The organism is Neisseria sp. P0009.S007, from assembly GCF_051962515.1.
The window spans coordinates 1-23,877 of record NZ_JBQCVF010000020.1 but is presented as its reverse complement, the minus strand read 5'-3'; the positions used below and the strand labels follow the sequence as shown (position 1 = coordinate 23,877).

Below are 23,877 nucleotides of genomic sequence, written 5' to 3'. Positions count from 1 at the left end.
GAAGCCAAATGGCAGGAGTTGGCCAAAACAGAGGTGGTAAATGGCGTTTGATATACCGCGTGGCACACTTTGTTCATATGCCGAAGCTTCAAGTCTTCTGCCGTCTAAGGCCGAACATTTGCTGACCGTTTCTTCGCTAACCGCTGCGTTGCGCGCTTCAGGTAAGGATTTTTCAGTCGAGCCTGTGTATTTGGGTTTGACGAAGGGAGTGGAAAATGGAGACGAAATCTTTGTGCGCGATGTTTTGCTCAAACTGGACGGCGAAACAGTAATACAAGCCAGAAGTGCGTGCCGACCGGATAGCCGTCTATGGACAGAATTATTGGATTGCGGAACGCAGCCTCTGGGCGAGCGCCTGTTTGACGGTACATTGCCGTTGAAACGTTCGGATTTTGAGTTTCTTCGTTTTGAAGATTTCGACCATCCGTCTTTCAGACGGCCTGTTACCGCGCGCCGTTCATATTTCGATTGGAACGGCGAAACATTGGAATTAACAGAATATTTCTTATTGAAATTAATGGATTTATACCGATAAGGCCGCCTGAAAAGAAAACCAATTACCGATGTTTGTCATAATTCTGTTATAATACAATAAATTAAATCGTTAATATCTGTTTAATTTCAGACGGCAATAAATTATAATAAGAGCTAAGGCTCTAAAAAGCCTTTCCTTCCGAATCGACACATAAACAACGACACATTACATCAATGAACATAAGGCGCTTTTTTCTACAATTTCTACCGCGTTACGCTGTCGGACGGATGGTGATATACGCCAAGCTGATGCGCGTCGACAAACCCATCGGCACCCTGCTTTTGCTGTGGCCGACTTATTGGGCATTGTGGATTGCGTCTAAAGGCGTTCCTGACGCGGATATTTTTATTGCCTTTACCGCTGGCACATTTTTGATGCGCAGCGCAGGTTGCGTTGTGAATGACTTTGCCGACCGCAATTTTGACGGCGCAGTAGAGCGTACCAAAAACCGCCCGTTTGCCAAAGGTTTGGTTTCCAAAACCGAAGCGCTGCTTTTGACCGTCATGCTGTGTCTGATGGCGGCTTTATGCTTGGTACCGCTCAACCGTTTTACTTGGCTGATGAGCCTTCCGGCCTTGTTCCTGGCCGTCACATATCCCTTTACCAAACGCTTTTTCCCGTTGCCGCAGTTTTATTTGGGGCTGGCATTTTCGTTCGGCATTCCCATGGCCTTTGCTGCCGTGCAAGGCCGAGTGCCTCCCGAAGCATGGCTGATGTTTACCGCCAATGCCTTATGGACGCTGGCTTACGACACGATTTATGCCATGGCGGACAAAGAAGATGATTTGAAAATCGGTATTAAAACTTCGGCAATCACATTTGGTCATCACGATATTACCGCCTCTATGCTTTGCCATTTTTGGTTTACCGTATTGATGGTGGTGCTGGGTATTAAAATCGGCGCAACTTGGCCTTATTGGTTGGTATTGCCGATAACCGCGTATTGGCAGTATCAGCAGTATGCCGCCATCCGTACGCGCGACCGCCAGTTGTGCTTCCAAACGTTTTTGGCCAACAACCGCATCGGCTTGGCGTGGTTTTGCGGATTGGTCTGCCATTATTTTTGGTTGTTTTTGGTTTCCAAACTGTTTTAAAAAACGAGGTTGGGGCCGTCTGAAAAAAAGGGAAAAGGAGTATGCCGGACATACCCCTTTTCATTTGAATCATAGTTTGGCTAGTGATAGAATTTTTACTTTAAATTCAATATAAGCAAACAGTTGGATTATTTTTAGCTCGTTAAAAAATATCAAAAACAACATGGAAAATGTTAGCGGGAGGAGTGTAAATTACGCCTTCAGGATTGAGATTTGCACCGACAATCGGTACAATCCCATTGTTTTGCGACAGTTAAAAGAGATACACATGAGCCTGATCGGCGAAATTTTACCTTTGTCCCATATCGTTTTGGATTTGGAAGTCAGCAGCAAAAAGCGTCTGTTTGAGGAGGCCGCCCAGCTGCTGGAGAATGAAGCAGAATTACCGAATACCAACGTGTTCGACTGCCTGTTTGCCCGTGAAAAACTTGGTTCGACCGGTTTGGGGCAGGGGGTGGCGATTCCCCACGGCCGTCACGCATGCGTGAAAAAAGCTACCGGTGCGTTTATCCGCACCAAAGAGCCGGTCGCCTTTGATGCGCCCGACGGCAAACCCGTTTCCCTGATTTTTATCCTGCTTGTGCCTGAAAACGCTACCGGCGAACATTTGGAAGTCTTGTCCAAACTGGCCGGCAGATTCTCTCAAAAAGCCGTCCGTGAAGCATTGATGGCCGCGACTTCTGCCGAAGAAGTACGCACACTCCTGACCGAAGAGTAATTCATGCCCAGCATATCTGTCCGCCGCCTGTTTTCCGACAATCAGCACAAACTCGAACTTGCTTGGGCTGCCGGCAATTCCGGCGCGGACAACCGTATCGGTGTCGAAGCCGATAAACCCGTCTTGGCCTTGGTCGGCCATTTAAACTTTATCCATCCCAACCAAATTCAAGTTGTCGGCGTAGCCGAAGCCGAATATTTACGCCGTCTGGAATCGGGCGAACTCAACTATGATTTCGGCGAGCTTTTCGACATTCCCATGTCTTTGGTCATCGTCGCCAACGGTTTGCCGGTTTCGCCCAAATTACGCGATTATTGCCATACCAACAGTATCCCCTTGCTGACTTCCAAACAGGAAAGCCCGCACCTGATGGACGTTTTGCGGATTTATCTGCAACGGACATTGGCAACTTCCACCATCAAGCATGGCGTATTTTTGGATGTATTTGAAGTGGGCGTACTCATTACTGGACAATCCGGCTTGGGTAAGAGCGAATTGGCATTGGAGCTGATTTCGCGCGGCCACAGCCTGATTGCCGATGATGCAGTCGAACTTTTCCGTACCGGTCCAGAAATGCTGGAAGGCCGTTGCCCGCCTATGCTGCGTGATTTCCTCGAAGTACGCGGCTTGGGCATACTCAATATCCGCCATATTTTTGGCGAAACCTCCATCCGTCCGAAAAAAATCCTCCAGCTGATTATTAATTTGGTTCCGGCCGACGACGGATACATGAAACAACTCGATCGATTGAGCATCCGTACCGAAACAGAGTCTATCCTCAACGTCAGCATCCGTTCCGTTACCCTGCCTGTTGCAATCGGTCGAAACTTAGCAGTATTGGTTGAAGCTGCAGTGCGCAATTACATCCTTCAATTGCGCGGTAAAGACAGCACCAAAGAATTCCTCGAACGCCATCAAACACAACTCAAAGAAAACGAACAAAACCATGAAAATCGTCCTGATTAGCGGCTTATCCGGTTCAGGAAAATCCGTAGCCCTCAAACAACTCGAAGATTCAGGCTTTTATTGCGTTGATAATCTGCCTTTGGAAATGTTGCCTTCGCTGGTGTTGTACCATATTGAACGCGGCGAAGAAACCCAGCTTGGTGTCAGCGTTGATATCCGTTCCGGTATCAATATTCAGGAAGCGCAAGAGCAAATCCAATATTTGCGTCATGAAGGGCATCAAGTCGAAGTCCTCTTTATTGAAGCGGAAGAGGGTGTGTTGGTTCGCCGCTTCTCAGAAACCCGCCGCGGACACCCTTTGTCCGGCCATAATCTGACTTTGTTGGAAAGCCTGCAAAAAGAACGCGAATGGCTCTTCCCGCTTAGAGACATCGCATATTGCATCGATACGTCCAAAATGAACGCACAGCAGCTGCGTTATGCTGTGCAACAATGGCTCAATATTGAACGTGTCGGTTTGCTGGTCATTCTTGAATCCTTTGGTTTCAAATACGGCGTCCCCAACAATGCCGACTTTATGTTTGATATGCGCAGCCTGCCCAATCCGTATTACGATCCGGAATTACGCCCCTTTACCGGCATGGATAAGCCTATTCAAGATTATTTGGGTCAGCAGCCGTTGGCTCAAGAAATGGTTGATGACATCGACCATTTTATTAGCCGCTGGTTACCGCGCCTGCAGCAAGAGAGCCGTAGTTATGTGACGATTGCCATCGGTTGTACCGGCGGTCAGCACCGCTCCGTTTATGTTGTGGAAAAACTGGCCGAACGCCTCAAAGGCCGTTACGAACTCCTTGTCCGCCATCGTCAGGCACAAAGCTTGGCAGGACGCTAACTTGCCGTTTCAGACGGCCTCAAAGGAAGAAACCATGAAAAAAATCAGTCTGACCGCATTATCCCTGCTTATCTTGACCGCCTGTGCAACAGAACCTGTCACTGCTTACCGTTGGCACCGCACCGGCGCGAGCGAAGCTGAAGTTTCCCGCCAAATCAATACCTGCAAATCGCAAGTTCAAAATGGAAATACATCCAAGACGTTTGAGCAATGTATGGATGAAGCAGGTTATTACAGCTACGAGCATGGCAACCTCTAAATCCCGATTGACCGATTATCCAAATGCCGAGGCCGTCTGAAAAAATAATTGTTCAGACGGCCTCAGATACGAATAGAAAGAATAAAAAGACATGGCTATCCAATGGTTTCCCGGCCACATGAATAAGGCAAAAAAAGCCATTGCCGAACGCATTAAAAGCGTTGATATGGTGATTGAGATGTTGGACGCGCGTATGCCTGCTTCCAGCGAAAACCCCTTGCTTGCCCAGTTGTCCAAAGGCAAGCCAAAACTCAAAATCTTAAACAAGCAAGACCTTGCCGATCCCGAGCGTACCAGAGTTTGGCTCGAACACTACAACAGCCGCCAAGATACCCGCGCCATTGCGCTTGATTCTTCCGAAACTGGCGCGCATAGCAAAATTACCCAAGCCTGCCGCGCCATGATTCCGCATCGCCAAGGTATCGAGAAGCCGCTGCGTGTCCTGATTTGCGGTATCCCCAACGTCGGCAAATCCACCTTGATTAACGGTATGATCGGCAAAAAATCTGCCAAAACCGGCAACGAACCCGGTATTACCAAAGCCGAACAGCGCCTTTTCCTTGCAGACGATTTCTGGCTTTACGATACCCCCGGTATGTTGTGGCCAAAAATTATCGTTGAAGAAGGCGGCTACAACCTTGCGGCCGGCGGTGCAGTCGGACGCAACGCGCTGGACGAAGAAGAAGTGGCGCTTGAGCTTTTGGATTACCTTCGCCGCCATTATCTGGCCCTGTTGCAAGAGCGCTATCAAGCCGACAAAGATCCAAGTAGTCATTGGGACGATACTTCTTGGTTGGAGTGGATTGCTAAAAAACGTGGTGCGGTTTTGAGCGGCGGACGGGTTAACTATCAAAAGGCTGCTGAAAATATCCTGACTGATTTCCGTGAAGGAAAAATCGGCAGAATCACGCTGGAAACGCCAAACCAATGGGAAACTTGGCTGAAAAAAGCCAGACAGAAAGAGGCCGAACTCAAAGCCATTCGCGAAGCCAGAAAGGCGGAAAGAAAAGGGCAGCAGCCTTCAGCCGATTAATATAAAAGGCTGTCAGAAATCTATTTTCAGACGGCCTTTTGTTGGAATAGACAATTTAGAGGGCGGTACGGCTAAAGCTGTCTAGGGCTTTATCGGTTTGGATTTGGTTGAACTGCATGATGGTTTTGTCGCCTTGCTTTTCGTCCAATTCGATTTTACGCACCAGCGTATCGCCGTTGATTTCGATACGGTTGAAGATTTGGCGGGTAATGGCGGTTTTCGGAGTCAGGGTCAACGTCCATTTTTTCTCGTTGCCGTTTAATTTCAAATCAAATTGTTTTTCCAAGCCCTGGGTATTGCCGCCCAAAAGGTCGAGGAAGAGTTTGATTTGGCGGCTTTGGCCGTTGAGTTTGCTGGCATTTGGGTTGACCCATTGACTGCCGTTCCATTGCATGATGCCGTCTGAACGCACGCGCAGGGTGGTTTCAAATGGTTTTTGCATTTTCCAGAGCAGGCCTTTTTGTGGGACAAGGGTAAAGCTGCCGCTGGTGGTCATGGGTTTGCTGAGGGATTTGAGCTGGCGTTGTTGGACAAAATTACCTTGCACGTTTTGCGGTTTTTGCAGGGTTTGTGCCAATTCGGCAGGGGAAAATGCCCATAAAGCCGGAGCGCTGATGAGGAGAGTAAGAGAAAGAATGGTTTTTTTCATTGTGTTTCCATAAGGTTTTGAGGCCGTCTGAAAGTTCAGACGGCCTTTTATTGCTTTAATTATAAGGCTGACAAGGCCTGATTAAAGGTTGCGCTTGGACGCATCGCTTGTGCGGCTTTTTCAGGATTGGCTGCGTAGTAGCCGCCGATGTCGACCGCTTTGCCTTGTACGGCAGAGAGTTCTTCAACGATTTTGGCTTCGTCAGCAGTCAAAGCGGCTGCCAACGGCGCAAATGCGGCTTTCAGTTCGGCATCTTTGTCTTGCGCCGCCAATTCTTGCGCCCAGTAGAGGGTGAGGTAGAAATGGCTGCCGCGGTTGTCGAGTTCGCCAGCTTTGCGTTTAGGCGATTTGTCGTTCAGAAGCAGTTTTTCGGTGGCTGCATCCAAAGTGTCGGCGAGGACTTGGGCTTTGGTGTTGCCGGTTTTTTGCGCCAGATGTTCAAACGATACGGCGAGTGCGAGGAATTCGCCCAAAGAGTCCCAACGCAAGTGGTTTTCTTCGAGGAATTGTTGAACATGTTTCGGTGCAGAACCGCCTGCACCGGTTTCAAACATACCGCCGCCATTCATCAATGGAACGATAGACAGCATTTTCGCGCTGGTACCCAGTTCCAAAATTGGGAACAAGTCGGTCAGGTAGTCGCGCAGGACGTTACCGGTCACGGAGATGGTGTCTTCGCCGTTTTTCAGACGGCCCAAGCTGAATTTAGCGGCTTCCTCAGGAGCGAGGACGCGGATGTCGAGGCCGTCGGTATCCAGTTCGGCAAGATAGGCTTTAACCTTGGCGAGCAGGCTCTTGTCGTGCGGACGGTTTTCGTCGAGCCAGAATACGGCTGGCGTGTTGCTCAGACGGGCGCGGTTGACGGCAAGTTGTACCCAGTCTTTAACCGGAGCGTCTTTGGTTTGGCACATACGCCAGATGTCGCCGGCTTCAACGTCGTGTTGCATCAGGACATTACCTGCTGCATCAATGACTTGAACTTGGCCGTCGGCTTCGATTTCAAAAGTTTTGTTGTGCGAACCGTATTCTTCGGCTGCTTGCGCCATCAGACCGACGTTAGGAACGGTACCCATGGTTGTCGGGTCAAATGCGCCTTGTTCGCGGCAGAAGTCGATGGTTGCTTGGTAAACACCGGCGTAGCTGCTGTCAGGAATCACGGCTTTGGTGTCTTGCGCTTTGCCGTCTTTATCCCACATACGGCCGGAATTACGAATCATCGCAGGCATAGAAGCATCGACGATGACATCGCTAGGAACGTGCAGGTTGGTGATGCCTTTGTCGGAATCAACCATGGCCAAATCAGGGTTGGCAGCGTAAACGGCAGCGATTTCAGCTTCAACGGCGGCGCGGGTGTCCGCATCCAGTTTGTCCAGATTGGCAAGCAGGTTGCCGAAGCCGTTGTTGACATTGACGCCTGCGGCAGCCAGTTTGTCACCGAATTTTTCAAATACAGGCGCGAAGAATACTTTGACGGCGTGTCCGAAGATAATCGGGTCGGACACTTTCATCATGGTGGCTTTCATGTGCAGCGAGAACAATACGCCTTTAGCTTTTGCGTCTTTCACTTGTTCGGCAAGGAAGGCGAGCAGGGCTTTTTTGCTCATTACGGTCGCGTCGATGATTTCGCCGGCTTTCAGAGCAACAGGCTCGCGCAGCTCTTTTTTGTTGCCTTGTTTGTCGGTGAATACGATGGATACGGAAGTTGCTTCAGGTACGGTAACGGATTGTTCGTTATGGAAAAAGTCGCCGCTTTGCATGGTGGCAACGTGGGTTTTGGAGTCTTTCGTCCATGCGCCCATGCTGTGCGGATGTTTTTTCGCAAAGTTTTTCACTGCCTTAGGCGCGCGACGGTCGGAGTTGCCTTCACGCAGGACAGGGTTTACCGCGCTGCCTTTGATGCGGTCGTAACGTTCGCGCACGGCTTTTTCTTCATCGGTTTGAGGATCGGCAGGATAGTCGGGAACGGCAAAGCCTTTAGACTGCAATTCTTTAATCGCGGCAGTCAGTTGAGGTACGGATGCGCTGATGTTCGGCAGTTTGATCACGTTTGCATCGGGTTGTTTCACCAGTTCGCCCAATTCGGCAAGCGCATCAGGTACGCGTTGCGCTTCGGTCAGGTATTCGGGAAACGCCGCCAAAATACGACCGGAGAGAGAAATGTCGCTGGTTTTGACATCAATATCGGCATGGCGGGTAAACGCCTGCACGATTGGCAACAGGGATTGAGTGGCCAATGCAGGAGCTTCGTCGGTGTAGGTATAGATAATGGTGGATTTAGTCATGGGATTATTCTCTATGTAGGTTAAGTTTTTCTTTTCGGGCACATCGCGAGAAGAAATGTGCTAAGCCTATTATGGCATATTTCGGCGGATTTGGTTGTTGTTTTGATGTTATTGTTTTTTAAGTTGCGGAAAAGAAAAAGGCCGTCTGAAAAGACAGCCTAAATATAAGGACTTATCCGATAATCAAAACAGCATTGCTGCCGCCGAAGGCAAATGATGAGCTGGCGGCGATGCGTTTTTCAGACGGCCAGCGGCTGTTTTCGTCGGTCAAAGCGATGTTGGGCAGCTCGGAATCGGGTACGTTGTCCCATTGTTGCGGCGGCAGTTTGCCTTCCGGATTGTATTGGCGGTTGGCCATCAACCAGGCAAACGCGGCTTCGATCGCACCGGCTGCACCCAAAGTGTGACCGGTGGACGGCTTGGTTGAAGTGCAAAGGGTGTGGCTGCCAAATACTTCGGCAACAGCTTGGCTTTCCATGCTGTCGTTGTGTTGCGTGCCGGTGCCGTGCAGATTGATCCAGCCGATCTCTTCCGCTTTCAAGCCGGCTTTATCCAAAGCGGCCTGAAAGGATTGGGCTGCACCCAAACCGTCGGGGCGGGGAGAAGACATATGGTAGGCATCGCTACTTGCACCATAGCCCAGCAACTGCATTTCGCCGTCAAAATCGGCATCGCGCGTCATCACGAAAAATGCGGCCGCTTCGCCGATATTGATGCCGTTGCGGTTGGAGGAAAAAGGCTTGGCGATGCTGTCTGAAAGCACTTCCAAAGAGGCAAAACCATTAATCGTCAGCGGAGAAAGCGTATCCGCGCCGCCGCAAATTACGGCATCACACAATCCGGCACGAAGCAATCGGGCTGCGCTGATGAGGGCGCGTGCGCCGGAAGTGCAGGCGGTGGAAACGGTATAGCGCAAGCCGTCTAAACCGTAAACTTGGGCGATAAATTCGGAGGGCGAAGCCATGGTGTGTTGCAGCTGTTTGAACGGAACATCCGTCCATTCACCACCTTGGACAACGTGTTGGAACAAAGGGATATTTTCATCTGCGCCACTGGTGGACGTACCAGTCACGACAGCGACCCTTTCTTTGCCGTAACGGGCAATGGCCGTCTGAATCAGTCCGTCTATTTGCGAAAGCGCGTGAAGGATAAGCTGGTTGTTGCGGCTGCGATGCGCTTCGGGAATGCTGTCAGGCAGAGGCATCAGGGTTTCTTTGACTGCACCGAAAGCATACGTTTTGCCTTTTACCCATTGGTCTGAAAAAGTCAGGGACGTGTTTTCAGACGGCGTGAGTAAGGCATCGGCATGAACTTGCAAGCCGCTACCCAATGCGCTGGTCAGTGCCGGACGGCTGAGATAAACAGGAGTATTCATGAATTAGTCTTCTGCAATCGGGCTGACCGTCCAGAAAGTTTGGTCGGGGAAGCCGATGAGGAATTGTTCGGAATGGTGGGCGACACACCACAAATCACGCTCGCGGTAGCTGAACACCGCGCCTTTGCCGTCAGGGCAGAAGCCTTGGTGGGTGGCGTTTTGTTGGCGGGCTTCAGGGTAAAGCGTAGCGGCTTGTTCGGCGGCCAAAAGCGGCAACAGGGCTGCAAACAATCGGCGCGAACTGGCATTGGGCATCACAAAGCCGTCGTTTTTCCAGCCTTTGGTGCTGACCGATTGGCGCGATACCGGCGCACCCAGTGCATCGGTTTGGACAAAGCGGATGCCGTCTGAATGAGGCTCGACTGCCAAGAGATTGGTTTGAACGGTTTGCCCCGCCGCATTGGTCTGCTCAAGTTTGAACCATTGGCCTTCTTTGGAAAGCGGTGGCAGCGTTTGCGGATGGGGGAGCGAGGTCGTACATGCGGAAAGCAGCAGTGCGGCAAGCAAAGGGATAAATCGCATAAGGTTTTATCTATCGGTCAAAATATTTAATGATGAGGGTAGATTTTCAGACGGCCTGTTCTGTTTTTAGGCGCGGCCGTCTGAAAGGCATTCGTCCTTATTCTACCTTCAAATCGCCCACCAATGCGGCAAGTGTGGACAAACGTTGCTCGGATTTTTCCACGAATGGATTGTTCGTGTCCCAAGCGTAGCCTGCCAGAATAGATGAAATCATGCGGCTGATTTCAGGGCTGCGGTTGGGCGCGTAGATGGCATTTTGGAAGCGGAAATCGTACCAACCGGTTACATAAGTGCGGAACGCGTTCACGCCGATCATCAGTTGGTCGGCAAATTCGGTTTGCCAATCGGCAGCTTCGCCTTTGAGCTGCTTGCCCAACAAATCGGCAGCCAGTTTGGCAGAGTGCAGGGCAATGGTTACTCCGGAGGAGAAGACTGGGTCGAGGAATTCGGCGGCGTTGCCCAAAAGAGCAAAATGTTTGCCGTATAAGGTTTTCACGTTGGCGGAATAGCCTTGGATAGAGCGGAACGGAAAGTCGTTTTCCCAAACGGCTTTATCTAAAATTTCCGCCAGCATCGGGCATTCGTACACAAATTTTTTCAACACGGCTTCTGATTCGCCGGCCAGTTTGTCGGGCGTGCCGACAACGCCGATGGAGCAACGGTTGTCGCCGAAAGGAATCAGCCAAATCCAGACATCGCGATGTTCAGGGTGCGTGTTGATCAGGATTTTATTGCGGTCGAATTTCGGGCTGGTGATGTTGTCGTCGATATGCGTGAAGTGGGCTTGGCGCGGAGGCAGCTCGGACGGACTTTCCAAATCTAAAAGGCGGGGCAGGACGCGACCGTAACCGCTGGCATCCAAAACGAATTTGGCAGTCAGTTCATAGTTTTCGCCTGTATCGGTCGCAACGCTCAAACGTGCCACATTGTCACTGTTGTCAAACGCGGTTACGCCGTGTCCGAAGCGGACATCGACGCCTTGTTTTGCCGCTTCATCAATCAGGATTTTGTCGAAGATGCCGCGGCGCACTTGATAAATAGTACCGGGGCCGTCTGAAAATTTTTCAGTAAAGTTGAAATCTGTGTAACGGCTGCCCCATGAAAACGCAGCACCGTCTTTAAATTGAAAGCTGGGTTCGGCATGCACTGCATCGGCAAAACCGGCTTCTTCCAACATTTCCATGCAATGCGGCAACAGGCTTTCGCCGATGACAAAGCGCGGGAAATGTTGTTTTTCCAATACGCAAACTTTAAAGCCTTGTTTGTTCAGCAAAGCGGAAGCAACCGAACCTGAAGGGCCTGCGCCGATAACGGCAACGTCAAATTCTACGGACATTTGAAAATACCTTTGATTTTAATGATAAAAAAATGTTTAAACTAGCGTCTGAAGTTTTTCAGACGGCCTCTTACAACGTGACGATAGAAGTTGAAAAAAATATCGCTTCAACTTCAATCGCCTTCATCTTTTGTCTAATTTTTCAACAATGTGCCTGCCAGCCAAATATTGAATGCCACACCGATGGTAACCGTCATGCCGAACGCGGCAACAGCGGGCGTGCTGCTGATGGCGAGCAGGGCAAAGGAAATGGCTGTTGTCGCAGCAGCAAGCAGCATACCGCCTAATTTTGCCGGCGCGCTGTGGTGTGCGGTGGCGGCATAGACGGCATAGTCCACGCCGATGGCGGACACTAAAAGCAGGCCGAACATGGCAAACAGGCTGACGGGAATGCCGGCCAAACCGAGTACGGCAACGGTGCAGATGGCTGCGGCCAGCGGTACGGCAAGGATTTTGCTGCCGCGTTTGAAGCCAAACATTTTCCACAAAAGCAGCCATGCCAACGCATAGGAAGCCAGTTTCAACCATGCGGCCTGATTGCGCGTGTGGTGGAAAAGCTCGTTTAAGTGGGCGCGTTTGTCTGCCCAATGTATGCCGGAGACGTGTTGCGCCACGGAGCGTACGGCGGCTTCATCGGTCATGCCGTTCAAACGCACGACAGCAGCAAAACGGCCTGGTTCCACTTCGCCCAAATACAAGGAACGCCAAGCCTCTGCCAAATCGGTATTCAGGCCGTCTGAAAGCGATAATGGTTGTGTGTCGGCAGCTTGCAGCAGGGCATCGCGTACTGTTTTGCGCGGAATACCGATTTCTGTGAGTGGTTTCCAGCTATCAGGCAATTTGGTCAATTCACGCAGGCGGTTTTGCAGTTTTTGCTGTTCCGTTGTCGGCAGGATGAATTGGTCGGGCGATTGGATGCCGGAAAGTTTGCCTTGCGCGATTAAGGGCTGCAGGGCGCGACCGAGTTCGGCGGTTTTCTTCAACAGGGCATCTTCGCTTTGTGCTTCGGCCACCAAATATTTGCCGCCAAAATCCGTGCCGCTCAACTGGCCGATTTGTTGTACTTCGGCCAACATCGCGGTCGGCATATTGACCCATTGACGGATGTCGTCACGCCAGTCGCTGCGCCACAGTCCGACTGCCAGCAAAATTCCGCCCACGATTAACCATCCGCGTTTGTGCAGGCGGTTTTTCAGACGGCCTGACAAGGAATAGAGCTTTTCAGTTAATGCGGCAAAAGGCACGGTTTTGGCACGGTAGCGGCGAAACAGCGGCGGCAGCCATAAAACGGTGGCACCAAACGCGCCAAATAAGGCAAAGCCTGAAAATACGGCGGTTTGGCGTAATACAGGCAAAGGGGTAAACCACAGCAGCGCGTAGCCCAAGACGGTAATTGTCAGGCTGACGGCAAAACTTGGCAAGACATGTTTCATTGCTGATTCAGCCTGCCAAACGGTCTTTTCAGACGGCCCGAATACCGACGGAGCAAGCCAGTGTAACGGGAAATCCACCAACATACCCACCAGGCTGGTGCCGATGACGATGGTCAGGATATGCACTTCGCCGAAGGTTAATAATGCAACCGCCAATCCGGTCAACATACCGGCTGCCAGCGGCAAGGACAGCAAAAACACGCGGCCGCTGCGGAAGACCCACAACAGCAGCGCAAAGGTCAGCCCAAGTCCGACTATGCTCATCAGCCGACTTTCTTTTTCTGCGGCTGCTTTGGATACGGCGGCGAACAATGCGCCACCTGCGCTTAAGGTTTCCGCGCCGTTTCCCGAAGCGATTTGACGGCTTTGCGCCATCAGCGGTAAGAGGGCATCGTTGCCGGAAAATTGATCGCCGCCGGCGAGCCGTCCGCGCAAAAATACCCAAGTTTTGCCTTTGTCTTCGGCAAACAACATGCCGTTGTCCATGTCCCACTGTAAACGGCTTTGCGGATTGGCCTTGTCGGCAACAAAGCGTCCGAAGCCCAGCCAGTCTTGTTCTAAAGACAAAGGCGAGGGGGCGGCAAACGGATTGGCCGCGGCTTCTGCCCGAGCCTGAAAATAGGCTTGCGGCTGCTCAAACAGCAGGCGTATTTCGTCTTGCGGCAAAACTGCCAAACTCAGCTTCTGCATATCCACCCGCACTTTATCCAAATTCGGCGTCATGCTGCTGTCGACTTGTTCAAATACGCCGCTTTTGCGCCATGCGTCGGCAATTTGTGAGGCCGTCTGAAAAGCAGTTTCGGCATCGGTACTGCCTGCAAGCAAAATAACTTGCGAATTGAGCTGCGCTTCTGCGGCTTTATCTGCAGCCGTCAGTAAAGCATCGGGTTGCTGCTCGCTTGGCAACAACGCGGTCAAATCGGTTTGGATACGCGTTTGTGAAGCAAAGGCATAAACCAAAAACAGGGTAAGAAACAGGATAAGGGCAGTATAGAGGCGTTTTAGGAGGCGAAGATTCATCGTTCAGACGGCCTTTTGCAAATGCTGCTGTTGGTGTGTGGAATAAGTAAAAGTGCAGTAAATTAAATCAGATTATTATTAGTTTGTCAGTTGTTAGATAGTTTGCTGGTCGGTTAAATCATTGGGCTTGAGTGAGCCGAAAAACTGCCATTGCAGAGCGACGGCTTTTCCCTTCCAAACGCAGGCAAGTGCCATCGTATCCGCCAAAATCGCGCTTGTGCCACGCCAATCGGTTTGCTTTCCTGCGCGTAAACTGACGGGTTGCCCTGAATCGAAAACATAGCCGACCGATTTCATGTCTGACGGGAAATCCAAATTCGCCGCTTTAATCAATGCTTCTTTGAAACACCATAATCGGTAAAACGTTTCAGACGGCCAGTTTGCCGTTTCCAAGTAGTCTTGTTCTTCCTGTGTGTAGACCAAAGCCGATAGCGCTTTGAAATCACGCGGGCGGATAAATTCGATATCGACTCCGGCTGTTAAGGGCTGAGGCGCACACAATAAAGCGGCAAAGCCTTGGCTGTGGCTCAGCGATACAGCCGGTAAATCGGTTTGCTGTTTTAATGCGCGGCTGACTTGCCAGTCTTGACGCTGCGCCAGTTGCGGCGTGGCAGCCAAACGTTGTGAATCGGCTGTGTTTAGAGACGCATGGTCGTAGCAGACGACAAAAGACGGATCGGCCAGTAGGCAGTGAAGGGGTGTCGTATCCATAAAATAGAAAAATGCCAAACTTCATATTGAAGTCCGGCATTTTTGACATTGCTTAGTGGAAGCTGCCTTTCAAAACCACACGGCTGTTGAATGTAGCGATGTGGCATTCGTACTCGTTACCGCCTTTGGTTACTTTGTCAAAGTAGCTAACCAGGTGAACGGATTTGGCTTTTTTGCGATGTGCAGTGCTTTGGAAGCGTTTAACCGCGCTCAGGAATGCGCGTTGGCAGGTTTCATCAGGGGTTTTGCCGACTGAGTTGGAGATTTGACGGGAAGTCAAAGTTGCGCCGGATGTGCTGCCGTAGTGAACGCGGATGCTAGGATCCAAAGCGGATTTGGCTTCGGCAGAGTTCAAAGCCACATCGACTTTACACATATAAATATCGTTTTGACCTTTGCCATTGACTTTATGGCCTTCACCCATGCTGCGGCAGGCAGAACCGGCGGCAGTCGTTTTTTGAGTAGAAGTTTGAGAGGAGGAAGTAGATGGTTGGGAATTGCCGGATTGTGAGCAAGCAGCAAGCATCAGGGCGGATACGGCAACCAAAGCAGAAAAACGTAACATACGAACTCCTTTGTAATAAGGGGTGTGAAAAAAGGTTTACAGAAAACAGAATCATTTTAACATATATGAAAGAAGTATAAAAATAGGATGATGCAAAAAATATTATATTTTTATTTAAATGATTTCATGGTGTTAAGAAAGTTTGAGGCGGCAATGCTTGACGAAGGAGGGCAGAAAGCGTATATTGCGGTCTTCCTTAGGAGTAATGGCTGAGAGGCTGAAGGCACTTCCCTGCTAAGGAAGCATGTGGGGTCAACCTGCATCGAGGGTTCGAATCCCTCTTACTCCGCCAAATATGAAAGACACCGTTTATACGGTGTCTTTTTTATTATCCGGAATTTCTTGGAATCCAAGGCCGTCTGAAAGTGTGAAATGAACGATTTGATTATTCTAAACAAGCCTTATGGCGTGATTTGCCAGTTTTCTGCACATGAAAAACATCAGTGCCTTAAGGATTTTATCGAGAAACCGGGATTTTATCCGGCCGGACGTTTGGATACGGACAGCGAGGGTTTGCTGCTGCTGACCAATAATGGCCGTTTGCAGGCGCAGATTGCCGACCCGAAATTTAAGCAGGTCAAAACTTATTGGGCGCAGGTGGAGGGTTCTCCTGATGAAGCCAAATTGGATTTGTTGCGCCGTGGCGTAGATTTGGGCGATTTTGTCACTCGTCTGGCTGAGGTCAGGGTATTGGAAGAAGGCGAAGCGGATGTTTTATGGCCGCGCGTGCCGCCGATTCGCGTGCGCAAGTCCGTGCCTGATTTTTGGGTGGAAATCAAAATTTCGGAAGGGAAAAACCGTCAAGTGCGAAGGATGACGGCGAAAGCAGGCTTTCCGTGTTTACGCTTGGTCCGTGTGGCAATAGGCCGTTTGAACCTATTTGATTTGAATTTGGAATTGGGACAATGGCAGTTTGCGCCGCATCGTCCTTAAATAGGATGAATAAAGGCCGTCTGAACTATTCAGACGGCCTTTTGTTATGGAAAAATCAATGATGTGAATGACCGATTTGGAAGGTCAAAGTGGTGTAGTTCGCCTGTTTTTGGCACACGCTTTGATCGGGGAAATCGGCTTTGTGTTCTACGCTGGCTTTCCAGAAACCTTGGCGCAATGGAATGATGCTGACTTCGCCTTTGTCATCGGTAGTATCGGAGAAGGCTTGGGCTTCGGTTTTATGGGTTTTGCTGCGGTCGCTGGTGTCGAAGCCGTCAAATGTAGCAGTAACAGTGGCGTTAGGCAGCGGCTCGCCATTGAAGAGGACGCGGACTTTGAAGCGTTCGCCGACGTGGACGTTGGCAGGGTTGTCCAAAGGTACGATTTCCAGATGTTGGCCGACTTGTTTGGTGATGATGGCGGTATCTGCGCTTTCGTGGCCGACATTGACGATGTTTTTACCAAACATACGGGTTTGTTCGCAATAGCTTGCATCAGGCATTTCTTTGATGCTTGCCTGCTTCCAACCTGCGCTGTTTTTTGACCAGAAAGTCGGTTGGTACTCGGCTGTAACGAGGTAGCTGCCGTCTTTGACCGGCAGCTTGCTGCGGTATTGGTAATTGTATGTGCCTTTTTGAATCATGTTTTCTTTGCCTTTTTCAGTCACCAGTTGCATGGGTTTGCTGAAAATGTGCAGGCGGTCTTTGGCGATGGGCTCAAGTTCCGGGAATTCGCCATAGCCCAATTCGGCTTCAAGGTATTCGCCGCCATGTGTGTGGGCGGTTTCAACCCAAACGCGATGGGCGTGTGCGGCAGTGCTGAACAGGAAGGCAGATGCGATAAGCAAAGCGGTTTTTTTCATGATTTCTCTCCGATTTTCGATGTGTAGAAAAGATAGAATAAAGTCGTTCGTTATAATATAACAAAATTATTTAAATTTAAAGAGAGGCCGTTTGAAAACTTTTAGACGGCCTTTTAGATGATTGTTTTTTTGAATCAGATTATCGAAACGGTTTAGTCCCCGTCACGACAAACATCAATCGCTTCCTGCAAACTGCTGACGCCGTAGATTTTCAGGTTCGGAAACTCTTTGGCGTTGCGCGGCATATTGGCTTTGGGGACGATGGCGCGTTTGAAGCCGAGTTTTTCCGCTTCTTTGAGCCGCTCTTGCCCGCGTGCAACAGGGCGGACTTCGCCACTTAAGCCGATTTCGCCGAAAACCACGGTTTTTTCAGGCATGGGGCGATTGCGGAAGCTGGAGAGCATGGCGAGGATGACGGCGAGGTCGGCAGCGGGTTCGCCGATTTTGACACCACCGACGGCGTTGAGGAACACGTCTTGGTCGAAGCAGGCAATGCCGCCGTGGCGGTTGAGGACGGCGAGCAGCATGGCGAGGCGGTTTTGTTCGAGGCCGACGGTGAGGCGTTTGGGGGTAAAGCCGTGAGCGTCATCGACCAATGCCTGAATTTCGACCAAAAGCGGGCGGCTGCCTTCTTGTGTAACCAAAACACATGAGCCGGGCGTGTCGTCGCGGTAGCTGGCAAGGAAGATGGCGGACGGGTTGGATACGCCTCTCAAACCGTTTTCGGTCATGGCGAATACACCCAGTTCGTTTGCCGCACCGAAACGATTTTTGATGGCACGTATCATGCGGTAGTTGGAGTGTTGGTCGCCCTCGAAATACAGCACGGTATCGACCATATGCTCCAGCACGCGCGGGCCGGCAATCGCGCCGTCTTTGGTAACGTGTCCGACCAGTATCATGGCGATGCCCATCTGTTTCGCCATACGCGTCAGTTGGGCGGCACACTCGCGCACCTGCGACACGGAACCGGGGGCGGAAGTGATTTGGTCGGAATACATAGTTTGGATGGAATCAATGACCACGACTGCGGGCTGATGCTGTTTCAAGGCCATCTGAATCGCTTCCATGCGGATTTCGGCAAGCAGGTTCACGCCTTCGGTGGGCAGTTCCAAACGTTGCGCACGCAGGGCGACTTGTTGGGCGGATTCCTCGCCGGAAATGTACAGCACTTTGCGACTTTGCGCCATTTTGGCAATGGTTTGTAACAGCAGCGTGGATTTGCCGATGCCGGGGTCGCCGCCGAGCAGGATGACCGCGCCATCAACCAAACCGCCGCCCAATACGCGATCGAGTTCGCCCATGCCGGTCGGATTGCGCGGCACTTCGGTAGCGGTGACGGCGGAGAGGGATTGGACGGTCGAGGTGTCCGCCGCCCAAGATTGGAAGCGGGCGTTTTTCGGTTCGGGCGCGGCAAGGTTTTCCTGAAGCGTGTTCCACTCGCCGCAATGCGGGCATTTACCCTGCCATTTCGGGGAAGTACCGCCGCATTCGGAGCATTGGTAGATGGTTTTGGGGGCTTTTGCCATGGTGTTTTGTTTCCGCAATATTTAGTGGGAAGGCCGTCTGAAAAGTGAGGGAGGTTTTCAGACGGCCTTGAGATTATGGGTGTGTTTTTTTGCTGTTTTCAAGATGGTTGAGTATTTTATCCGGATCTTGTTTAAAGTAGCTGGTTTGGTTGCCACTGGCTTTGTCAGTCAATTCCAACATACCGGGCAGGCCTTTGATGATGAGGATTCTGGCTTTTATGGTACTTTTTTCACCTATTTTTTGTTTGTTTTGTTCTTCTTTGCCGTTGATGGAGGTTTTATAGTCAGTTACGGTTTGGTGGATTTCTTGTTTTTTCTCGTCAAATGTCCAATTAAAGTCCTGTCTGATGGTGAAGATTTTGTTGGTGGCTTTGAAACTCATTATGGCGATGTCTGTGCCAGTGTTGTCGGGGTTAAAGATGGTTGTGTTGATAAGAGCGCCTTCTTCGTTTTCGACTGCATTTCCCCAGAAGCCGTGTAGGTTTTCACTGGTGATTTTGTTGGCAATGTACATCTCAGAGGCTTGTTCGGGTTTGGCTGCCGATGATACCGGGGAGTTTAGGAGGAATAGGCTGGTCAGTGCGGGGAGGATGAGTCTGGAAATGTTCATGTTTGTTCTTACCTTGGAGTAGGGAGGTGTTTATAGGCCGTCTGAAAATGGAAAGTTTTCAGACGGCCTTTTATCGGATAAAGATGGGTTTATTTTTTGCTGTCTTTATCCGCATCTTTTTTCGGAGCAGGTTTTTTCGCTGCCAAACCCAAAGATTTTTGCCATTCGGCTGGATTTTTCACCAAGTCCAAGGCTTTGCGGAGTTGATCATCTTTGGCCGGATTTGGAATGCGGCGGCTGGAGATGTCTTCGTCTTTGTCTTTTTTGGACTTGTCTTTATCGGCTTTGGTTTCTGCGTTGGCAGGCGTTTCAGTGCTGCTGTTGACGTCTTGGCCGCCCAACGGATTGCCGATATGGCCGACCAAATCGGCTTCGCGGCTTTCAAAAGCGCGGTCTTTGTCTTTGACTTCAACGTCAGGAACAATGCCTTGCGCTTGAATCGAGCGGTCGTTTGGTGTGTAGTAAAGGGCGGTGGTCAGTTTAACTGCGCTGCCGCCGGAAAGCGGAATCAGGGTCTGTACTGAGCCTTTGCCGAAACTTTGTGTGCCGACGACGACGGCGCGTTTGTGGTCTTGCAATGCACCGGCAACGATTTCGGAAGCGGAGGCCGAGCCTGCGTTAATCAGGACGGTCATAGGAATGGTTTTCAGCTCGGCAGGCAATCCTGCCAACGGGTCTTTGCCGCTGGTGGTGATGTAGTCTTCGGCAGTTGCTTTGAGTACCATGCCTTCTTTTTTGTTGCGGCCTTTGGTGCTGACAACGGTTACGTCAGGTTGCAGGAAGGCTGCGGATACGCCGACTGCACCGTTGAGCAGGCCGCCCGGGTCGTCGCGCAAGTCGAGGATGATGCCTTTGAGCGGACCTTTGTTTTCTTTGACAAGGGCTTGCGCAGCTTCGTTGAGTGCGGCAACAGTGCGCTCTTGGAATTGGGAGACGCGGATGTAGCCGTAGTCTTTTTCAAGCAGATGATGGCGCACGCTTTTGACTTTGATGATGGCGCGGGTCAGGTTGACGACGATGGGTTTGTCGGCATTTTTGCGTGAAAGGGTCAGGGTGATTTTGGTACCCGGTTTGCCGCGCATTTTTTTGACGGCTTCGCTGACGGTCAGGCCGCGCGTAGAGGTATTGTCGATTTTGACGATGAAGTCGCCACTTTTTACGCCGGCGCGTTCTGCCGGAGTGTCTTCAATCGGGGCAACGACTTTGACGAAGCCGTCTTCCTGTCCGATTTCCATGCCCAAGCCGCCGAATTCGCCACTGGTGGATTCTTTCATTTCGGCATATCCTTTTTTGTCCATATACTCGGAATGCGGATCGAGATCGGACACCATGCCTTTCATTGCGCCTTCAAAGAGCTCGGCGTCGGGTTTGTCTTGGTAATAGTTGGCTTTGATTTGGCCGTACACTTCTGCCATGGTGCGGATGGTTTGCACGGGCAGGGCCTCGTTGTCTTTTTTGTCTTTTTCGGCGGCAAAACTTTGTACACTCAGGCTGAGGGCGATGCCGCTAAACGCGCCGAGAGTGTAGATTGCAACTTTTTTTAAAGTGGATTTTGTTGACATTCGTTTGACTTTCTTTTTGTGTACGGTAAGCAAAGTAGTTTTTGTTTTCTCTGAACCCGTTGACTTTATGTGATTTAAACGCTTGGAACAATAAGTTTAAGGTAAAAGTTTGTTGTTTAATGTGCTGAACAGGCGTGAAAATCGTGTTTTATTGTAGTTTATGATGAAAATTCAGACGGCCTGAAGGGGAAAATTCACTCAGGCCGTCTGAAACATCAGTTAATCCAGGAAAGCGGATTCATGACTTGTCCGTTGTAGCGGACTTCAAGGTAAAGGCCGGTTTCGCCCGACGGCAAAGTGCCGCTGGTACCAATCTTGCTGCCGGCATTGACGGCGTAGTTTTGGGCGATGTCGATTTCGTTCAGGCCGGAGTAAATGCTGACATAGCCGTCGCCGTGGTCGAGGACGACTACTTTGCCGTAGCCTTCAAGTTCGCCGGCAAAAGTAACTGTGCCTGAGGCAATGCTGCTGACAGGAGCAGGAACGGTATTGTAGAACACGCCTTTCCAAACTTCGCCATCGCCGCGGTCTTGACCAAACAGGCCTGCCAATGTGCCGTTGACCGGTTTTTTCAGACGGCCTTGCATACGGCTGAAGCTGTTGGCATTGCTGACGGTAAAGCCTTGGGTGTTGGGGGCTTGCAGTTTCATGTCTTCGTCAGTCAGCGTGGACATGGCGGCGCGTTCGGCTTCGGCTTTTTGTTGGGCGGCAGCCTGCTCTTTGCGGGCTTTTTCGGCGGCGGCCAAACGGGCTTCGGCGGCTTTCTTACGCGCTTCGGCTTCGGCTTTGCGTTGCTCGGCTTTGCGTTTTTCTAAATCTTTCAAGAGATTGTTGAGGCGCTGCTCGTTTTCTCTGTGGTTGATTTTCTTTTGCGCTTCTTTGGCCATTTGCGCGTTTTGACGGCGGCTTTCAGCTTGTTCGGCGGTATTGGTTACGCCTTGTTGACGCAATGAAGCTTGGATATTGGCTTGCAGTTTTTTCAGGTAAGCCAATTCATTGTTGATTTTTTGCTCCTGCGCCGCCAGCTCTTTTTGTTGTTTTTCCAAGTCTCTCATGACTTGGTCGTTGGCGTTGTTGATATAACGCGTGTAACGCAGGAAGCGGGTTTTTTGACCGGCATCGGCGTTTTTCAGGAAGAGGGCGACCGCGTTAGGCTGGCTGTTTTTATAGTTGCCGGACACAAAACGCGAAATTTGGGCGCGCGTGTTGGAAACTTCGGCTTTCAACTGGTTGGCATCGGCATTAAGTTTTTGGAATTTTTCCCATGCGTCGCGTTGTTTGCGGTTGATGCCGGAGAGGTTGTTGCGTGTTTGTTGCAGCTGTTTGAGCGTGGCATTGACATGGATAATGAAACCCTCGTTGCGTTTGGCAAAGGATTTCTTGGTTTCCATATCGTTGGCGGCGGCAGTTACGGCTGCTTTGAAATCGTTGTCGGCTGAAGAGATGGCTTTAGGCTCAACTTTAGGCTCGGCTTTTTTGTTTTGCTCTTTGGCTTTTGTGTCTTTTTTAGCGTCTTTTTTGTCTTCGACAGCTTTTTGGGCAGGCTCTTTAGCTTCGGCCTTTTTGTCTTCGGCTGTTTTTTTTCCGGGCTCTTTGGTTTTTTTGCCGTCTTTTTTATCCTCAACCGCTTTTTTAGCAGGCTCTTTGGCTTTGATTTCCTTAGGTTCTGCTTTTTTTACGGGTTCTTTAGCTTTGCTGTCTTTTTTATCTTCAACAGGTTTCTTGTCTTGTTCTTTGGCCTTGCCGGATTTTGCGGCTGTGGCTTTTTTGTCTTTTGCCGTTTCTTTAGGCTCTTCGGCTTTGCGGCTGGACTTTTTATTGTCGGCAGCGGCTTCGGCGACTTTAGCCGTTTTGTTTTTGGCTGAAGCGCGTTCGTTTTTGTCGGCGGTTTCCTTCTCTTTGGCAGCTTTGGCTTTAACCGCTTTTTTGTTTTCCTCTTTTTCTTTTACCGCTTGTTTTTTTGAGGTTTCTTTTTTTACATCTGCCTTAGCGGCTTCTTTCTCTTTTTTTACGGGCGCAGCCTTTTTGACAGTGGCCGCTTTTTCTTTCGGCGCGTCTTTGGCAGCATAGGTTGGCAGGGAGAAACTGAGCAACAGGGCGAGAATGAGGGGTATGTAACGCATGGTTCGATCTTGCTATCAAAGTAGGAACAATAGGACGGATTATACTGTCTGTCAGGCCGTCTGAAAATAATATCGGGTTGCAATATGGACGAACGATCTTATATAGTAACGATAGAGTGGGCGGACGGGGTTTAGTCTGCCTGGAAACTGACAGTCTGCATCGACAGGATATTATGAAAAAATATTTATTAGTAGTGTTGGGTGCCATGGTTTTGGCGGCTTGCGGTGACAATACCGATAAAATCGGACGCGCCAGTACGGTGTTTCATATGCTGGGTAAAAACGACCGTATCGAAGTGGAAGGTTTTGACGATCCTGATGTGCAGGGGGTTGCCTGTTATATTTCGTACGCGAAAAAAGGCGGTTTGAAAGAAACGGTCAATCTGGAAGAAGATGCCAGCGACGCATCAGTTTCCTGCGTGCAAAGTGCGGAAGTCATCCGTTATAACGAGGCTGCGGTTTTGAAACCGCGACAAGTGTTCAAACGCAGTGCCAGCATAGCATTTAAGAGCCAACAGATTATCCGCTACTACGATCCGAAACGTAAGTCTTTCGCTTATTTGGTGTACAGCGATAAAATCGTTCAAGGTTCGCCGAAAAACTCTTTGAGCGCGGTATCGTGTTTTGCCCATGCGAAAACCGATACGCCGGTACCGGCAGGCGGCGCAGTTTACGGTGCGTGCGTGGTGGATGCGCCGGTTACCGACGGACAAAAATAATAAAATCAGCTTATAGATATTAAGAAGAATATGAATTTAGCCAACCATTTCCTGATTGCCATGCCTCATATGGACGATCCGTTTTTTACGGATACGGTCATTTATGTGTGCGAACACGATGAAGAAGGTGCGCTGGGCATCATCATCAACAAGCCTTCGCCGATTACCATGGACATGATTTTCGCCGCCGCCGACCGCAATATCCC

The 23,877-nt window shown here is 50.4% G+C and carries 23 protein-coding genes and 1 tRNA gene; 11 read left to right on the top strand and 13 right to left on the bottom strand.

The annotated features are described in order from the left end of the window. Nucleotides 1-40 precede the first annotated feature (40 nt). The 7 genes from ACTHS3_RS03765 to ylqF all read left to right on the top strand — a co-directional run bounded on the left by ACTHS3_RS03765 (nt 41) and on the right by ylqF (nt 5,440). On the top strand, nt 41-535 hold the full coding sequence (locus ACTHS3_RS03765) for a chorismate--pyruvate lyase family protein (RefSeq protein ID WP_070625508.1): 495 nt from the start codon (nt 41-43) through the stop codon (nt 533-535). A gap of 227 nt (nt 536-762) precedes the next feature. Further along, nucleotides 763-1,629, top strand: coding sequence for a 4-hydroxybenzoate octaprenyltransferase (gene ubiA / locus ACTHS3_RS03760; RefSeq protein WP_432760660.1), 867 nt, complete (start codon nt 763-765; stop codon nt 1,627-1,629). Nucleotides 1,630-1,897: 268 nt separating this feature from the next. Next, nucleotides 1,898-2,347 (top strand): PTS IIA-like nitrogen regulatory protein PtsN, encoded by a 450-nt coding sequence (gene ptsN, locus ACTHS3_RS03755; RefSeq protein WP_049344012.1) that lies wholly within the window; start codon nt 1,898-1,900, stop codon nt 2,345-2,347. Between the two features lie 3 nt (nt 2,348-2,350). After that, complete coding sequence (gene hprK, locus ACTHS3_RS03750; RefSeq protein ID WP_004520066.1) at nt 2,351-3,313, top strand: HPr(Ser) kinase/phosphatase; 963 nt, start codon at nt 2,351-2,353, stop codon at nt 3,311-3,313. Continuing rightward, nucleotides 3,294-4,148, top strand: a complete 855-nt coding sequence (gene rapZ / locus ACTHS3_RS03745; protein ID WP_004520067.1) for an RNase adapter RapZ — start codon at nt 3,294-3,296, stop codon at nt 4,146-4,148. The genes hprK and rapZ overlap by 20 nt, the downstream gene beginning before the upstream one ends. Before the next feature lie 34 nt (nt 4,149-4,182). After that, complete coding sequence (locus ACTHS3_RS03740; protein ID WP_039862229.1) at nt 4,183-4,407, top strand: protocatechuate 3,4-dioxygenase; 225 nt, start codon at nt 4,183-4,185, stop codon at nt 4,405-4,407. Between the two features lie 91 nt (nt 4,408-4,498). Further along, nucleotides 4,499-5,440, top strand: coding sequence for a ribosome biogenesis GTPase YlqF (gene ylqF / locus ACTHS3_RS03735; protein ID WP_004520069.1), 942 nt, complete (start codon nt 4,499-4,501; stop codon nt 5,438-5,440). Nucleotides 5,441-5,495: 55 nt separating this feature from the next. On the opposite strand, the gene ACTHS3_RS03730 is transcribed toward ylqF, so the two are convergent. The 8 genes from ACTHS3_RS03730 to ACTHS3_RS03695 form a co-directional block, all read right to left on the bottom strand. Beyond that, a complete protein-coding gene (locus ACTHS3_RS03730) occupies nt 5,496-6,089 on the bottom strand; it encodes a LolA family protein (RefSeq protein ID WP_004520070.1) in 594 nt (197 codons plus the stop codon). Nucleotides 6,090-6,148: 59 nt separating this feature from the next. After that, the gene (locus ACTHS3_RS03725; RefSeq protein WP_070625504.1) at nt 6,149-8,371 is read right to left on the bottom strand and encodes an NADP-dependent isocitrate dehydrogenase; all 2,223 of its coding nucleotides are present in this window, start codon (nt 8,369-8,371) and stop codon (nt 6,149-6,151) included. Between the two features lie 172 nt (nt 8,372-8,543). Further along, nucleotides 8,544-9,746: a beta-ketoacyl-ACP synthase gene (locus ACTHS3_RS03720; RefSeq protein WP_070625502.1), complete on the bottom strand. Its 1,203-nt coding sequence runs from the start codon at nt 9,744-9,746 to the stop codon at nt 8,544-8,546. 3 nt (nt 9,747-9,749) lie between these two features. Next, nucleotides 9,750-10,268: a hypothetical protein gene (locus ACTHS3_RS03715; RefSeq protein WP_070625500.1), complete on the bottom strand. Its 519-nt coding sequence runs from the start codon at nt 10,266-10,268 to the stop codon at nt 9,750-9,752. A gap of 97 nt (nt 10,269-10,365) precedes the next feature. After that, on the bottom strand, nt 10,366-11,604 hold the full coding sequence (locus tag ACTHS3_RS03710; protein WP_070625498.1) for an NAD(P)/FAD-dependent oxidoreductase: 1,239 nt from the start codon (nt 11,602-11,604) through the stop codon (nt 10,366-10,368). 134 nt (nt 11,605-11,738) lie between these two features. After that, complete coding sequence (locus ACTHS3_RS03705; protein WP_070625496.1) at nt 11,739-14,057, bottom strand: MMPL family transporter; 2,319 nt, start codon at nt 14,055-14,057, stop codon at nt 11,739-11,741. 93 nt (nt 14,058-14,150) lie between these two features. Continuing rightward, the gene (locus tag ACTHS3_RS03700) at nt 14,151-14,768 is read right to left on the bottom strand and encodes a 4'-phosphopantetheinyl transferase family protein (RefSeq protein WP_070625494.1); all 618 of its coding nucleotides are present in this window, start codon (nt 14,766-14,768) and stop codon (nt 14,151-14,153) included. A 52-nt stretch (nt 14,769-14,820) separates the two neighbouring features. Next, a complete protein-coding gene (locus ACTHS3_RS03695) occupies nt 14,821-15,333 on the bottom strand; it encodes a hypothetical protein (RefSeq protein ID WP_223168965.1) in 513 nt (170 codons plus the stop codon). A 199-nt stretch (nt 15,334-15,532) separates the two neighbouring features. Between ACTHS3_RS03695 and ACTHS3_RS03690 the strand changes: the two genes are divergently transcribed. Next, nucleotides 15,533-15,625: transfer RNA gene (locus ACTHS3_RS03690), tRNA-Ser, on the top strand. A gap of 80 nt (nt 15,626-15,705) precedes the next feature. Continuing rightward, nucleotides 15,706-16,266, top strand: a complete 561-nt coding sequence (locus ACTHS3_RS03685) for a pseudouridine synthase (protein WP_440367199.1) — start codon at nt 15,706-15,708, stop codon at nt 16,264-16,266. A gap of 55 nt (nt 16,267-16,321) precedes the next feature. Here the strand turns inward: ACTHS3_RS03685 and ACTHS3_RS03680 are convergent, their stop codons facing one another. The 5 genes from ACTHS3_RS03680 to ACTHS3_RS03660 all read right to left on the bottom strand — a co-directional run bounded on the left by ACTHS3_RS03680 (nt 16,322) and on the right by ACTHS3_RS03660 (nt 22,952). Continuing rightward, nucleotides 16,322-17,128, bottom strand: a complete 807-nt coding sequence (locus ACTHS3_RS03680) for a DUF4198 domain-containing protein (RefSeq protein ID WP_003685136.1) — start codon at nt 17,126-17,128, stop codon at nt 16,322-16,324. 152 nt (nt 17,129-17,280) lie between these two features. Beyond that, nucleotides 17,281-18,657 carry a DNA repair protein RadA gene (gene radA, locus ACTHS3_RS03675; RefSeq protein WP_070625490.1) on the bottom strand — a complete coding sequence of 459 codons (1,377 nt, stop codon included), beginning with the start codon at nt 18,655-18,657 and terminating at the stop codon, nt 17,281-17,283. Nucleotides 18,658-18,730: 73 nt separating this feature from the next. Then, nucleotides 18,731-19,267, bottom strand: coding sequence for a hypothetical protein (locus tag ACTHS3_RS03670; RefSeq protein ID WP_004520080.1), 537 nt, complete (start codon nt 19,265-19,267; stop codon nt 18,731-18,733). Nucleotides 19,268-19,356: 89 nt separating this feature from the next. Next, nucleotides 19,357-20,829 carry a S41 family peptidase gene (locus ACTHS3_RS03665; RefSeq protein WP_004520081.1) on the bottom strand — a complete coding sequence of 491 codons (1,473 nt, stop codon included), beginning with the start codon at nt 20,827-20,829 and terminating at the stop codon, nt 19,357-19,359. Nucleotides 20,830-21,044: 215 nt separating this feature from the next. Then, nucleotides 21,045-22,952: a peptidoglycan DD-metalloendopeptidase family protein gene (locus tag ACTHS3_RS03660; RefSeq protein ID WP_440367196.1), complete on the bottom strand. Its 1,908-nt coding sequence runs from the start codon at nt 22,950-22,952 to the stop codon at nt 21,045-21,047. Between the two features lie 173 nt (nt 22,953-23,125). On the opposite strand from ACTHS3_RS03660, the gene ACTHS3_RS03655 reads away from it, so the two are divergent. Continuing rightward, on the top strand, nt 23,126-23,671 hold the full coding sequence (locus ACTHS3_RS03655) for a CreA family protein (protein WP_004520084.1): 546 nt from the start codon (nt 23,126-23,128) through the stop codon (nt 23,669-23,671). Nucleotides 23,672-23,701: 30 nt separating this feature from the next. Next, the coding region (locus ACTHS3_RS03650; protein WP_440367205.1) for a YqgE/AlgH family protein at nt 23,702-23,877 on the top strand (176 nt) is incomplete at its 3' end.

Bases quoted from the DNA above. Each gene is read 5' to 3' on its own strand.
- ACTHS3_RS03765 (WP_070625508.1), top strand. From the start codon at position 41: ATGGCGTTTGATATACCGCGTGGCACACTTTGTTCATATGCCGAAGCT.
- ubiA (WP_432760660.1), top strand. From the start codon at position 763: ATGGTGATATACGCCAAGCTGATGCGCGTCGACAAACCCATCGGCACC.
- ptsN (WP_049344012.1), top strand. From the start codon at position 1,898: ATGAGCCTGATCGGCGAAATTTTACCTTTGTCCCATATCGTTTTGGAT.
- hprK (WP_004520066.1), top strand. From the start codon at position 2,351: ATGCCCAGCATATCTGTCCGCCGCCTGTTTTCCGACAATCAGCACAAA.
- rapZ (WP_004520067.1), top strand. From the start codon at position 3,294: ATGAAAATCGTCCTGATTAGCGGCTTATCCGGTTCAGGAAAATCCGTA.
- ACTHS3_RS03740 (WP_039862229.1), top strand. From the start codon at position 4,183: ATGAAAAAAATCAGTCTGACCGCATTATCCCTGCTTATCTTGACCGCC.
- ylqF (WP_004520069.1), top strand. From the start codon at position 4,499: ATGGCTATCCAATGGTTTCCCGGCCACATGAATAAGGCAAAAAAAGCC.
- ACTHS3_RS03730 (WP_004520070.1), bottom strand. From the start codon at position 6,089: ATGAAAAAAACCATTCTTTCTCTTACTCTCCTCATCAGCGCTCCGGCT.
- ACTHS3_RS03725 (WP_070625504.1), bottom strand. From the start codon at position 8,371: ATGACTAAATCCACCATTATCTATACCTACACCGACGAAGCTCCTGCA.
- ACTHS3_RS03720 (WP_070625502.1), bottom strand. From the start codon at position 9,746: ATGAATACTCCTGTTTATCTCAGCCGTCCGGCACTGACCAGCGCATTG.
- ACTHS3_RS03715 (WP_070625500.1), bottom strand. From the start codon at position 10,268: ATGCGATTTATCCCTTTGCTTGCCGCACTGCTGCTTTCCGCATGTACG.
- ACTHS3_RS03710 (WP_070625498.1), bottom strand. From the start codon at position 11,604: ATGTCCGTAGAATTTGACGTTGCCGTTATCGGCGCAGGCCCTTCAGGT.
- ACTHS3_RS03705 (WP_070625496.1), bottom strand. From the start codon at position 14,057: ATGAATCTTCGCCTCCTAAAACGCCTCTATACTGCCCTTATCCTGTTT.
- ACTHS3_RS03700 (WP_070625494.1), bottom strand. From the start codon at position 14,768: ATGGATACGACACCCCTTCACTGCCTACTGGCCGATCCGTCTTTTGTC.
- ACTHS3_RS03695 (WP_223168965.1), bottom strand. From the start codon at position 15,333: ATGTTACGTTTTTCTGCTTTGGTTGCCGTATCCGCCCTGATGCTTGCT.
- ACTHS3_RS03685 (WP_440367199.1), top strand. From the start codon at position 15,706: ATGAACGATTTGATTATTCTAAACAAGCCTTATGGCGTGATTTGCCAG.
- ACTHS3_RS03680 (WP_003685136.1), bottom strand. From the start codon at position 17,128: ATGAAAAAAACCGCTTTGCTTATCGCATCTGCCTTCCTGTTCAGCACT.
- radA (WP_070625490.1), bottom strand. From the start codon at position 18,657: ATGGCAAAAGCCCCCAAAACCATCTACCAATGCTCCGAATGCGGCGGT.
- ACTHS3_RS03670 (WP_004520080.1), bottom strand. From the start codon at position 19,267: ATGAACATTTCCAGACTCATCCTCCCCGCACTGACCAGCCTATTCCTC.
- ACTHS3_RS03665 (WP_004520081.1), bottom strand. From the start codon at position 20,829: ATGTCAACAAAATCCACTTTAAAAAAAGTTGCAATCTACACTCTCGGC.
- ACTHS3_RS03660 (WP_440367196.1), bottom strand. From the start codon at position 22,952: ATGCGTTACATACCCCTCATTCTCGCCCTGTTGCTCAGTTTCTCCCTG.
- ACTHS3_RS03655 (WP_004520084.1), top strand. From the start codon at position 23,126: ATGAAAAAATATTTATTAGTAGTGTTGGGTGCCATGGTTTTGGCGGCT.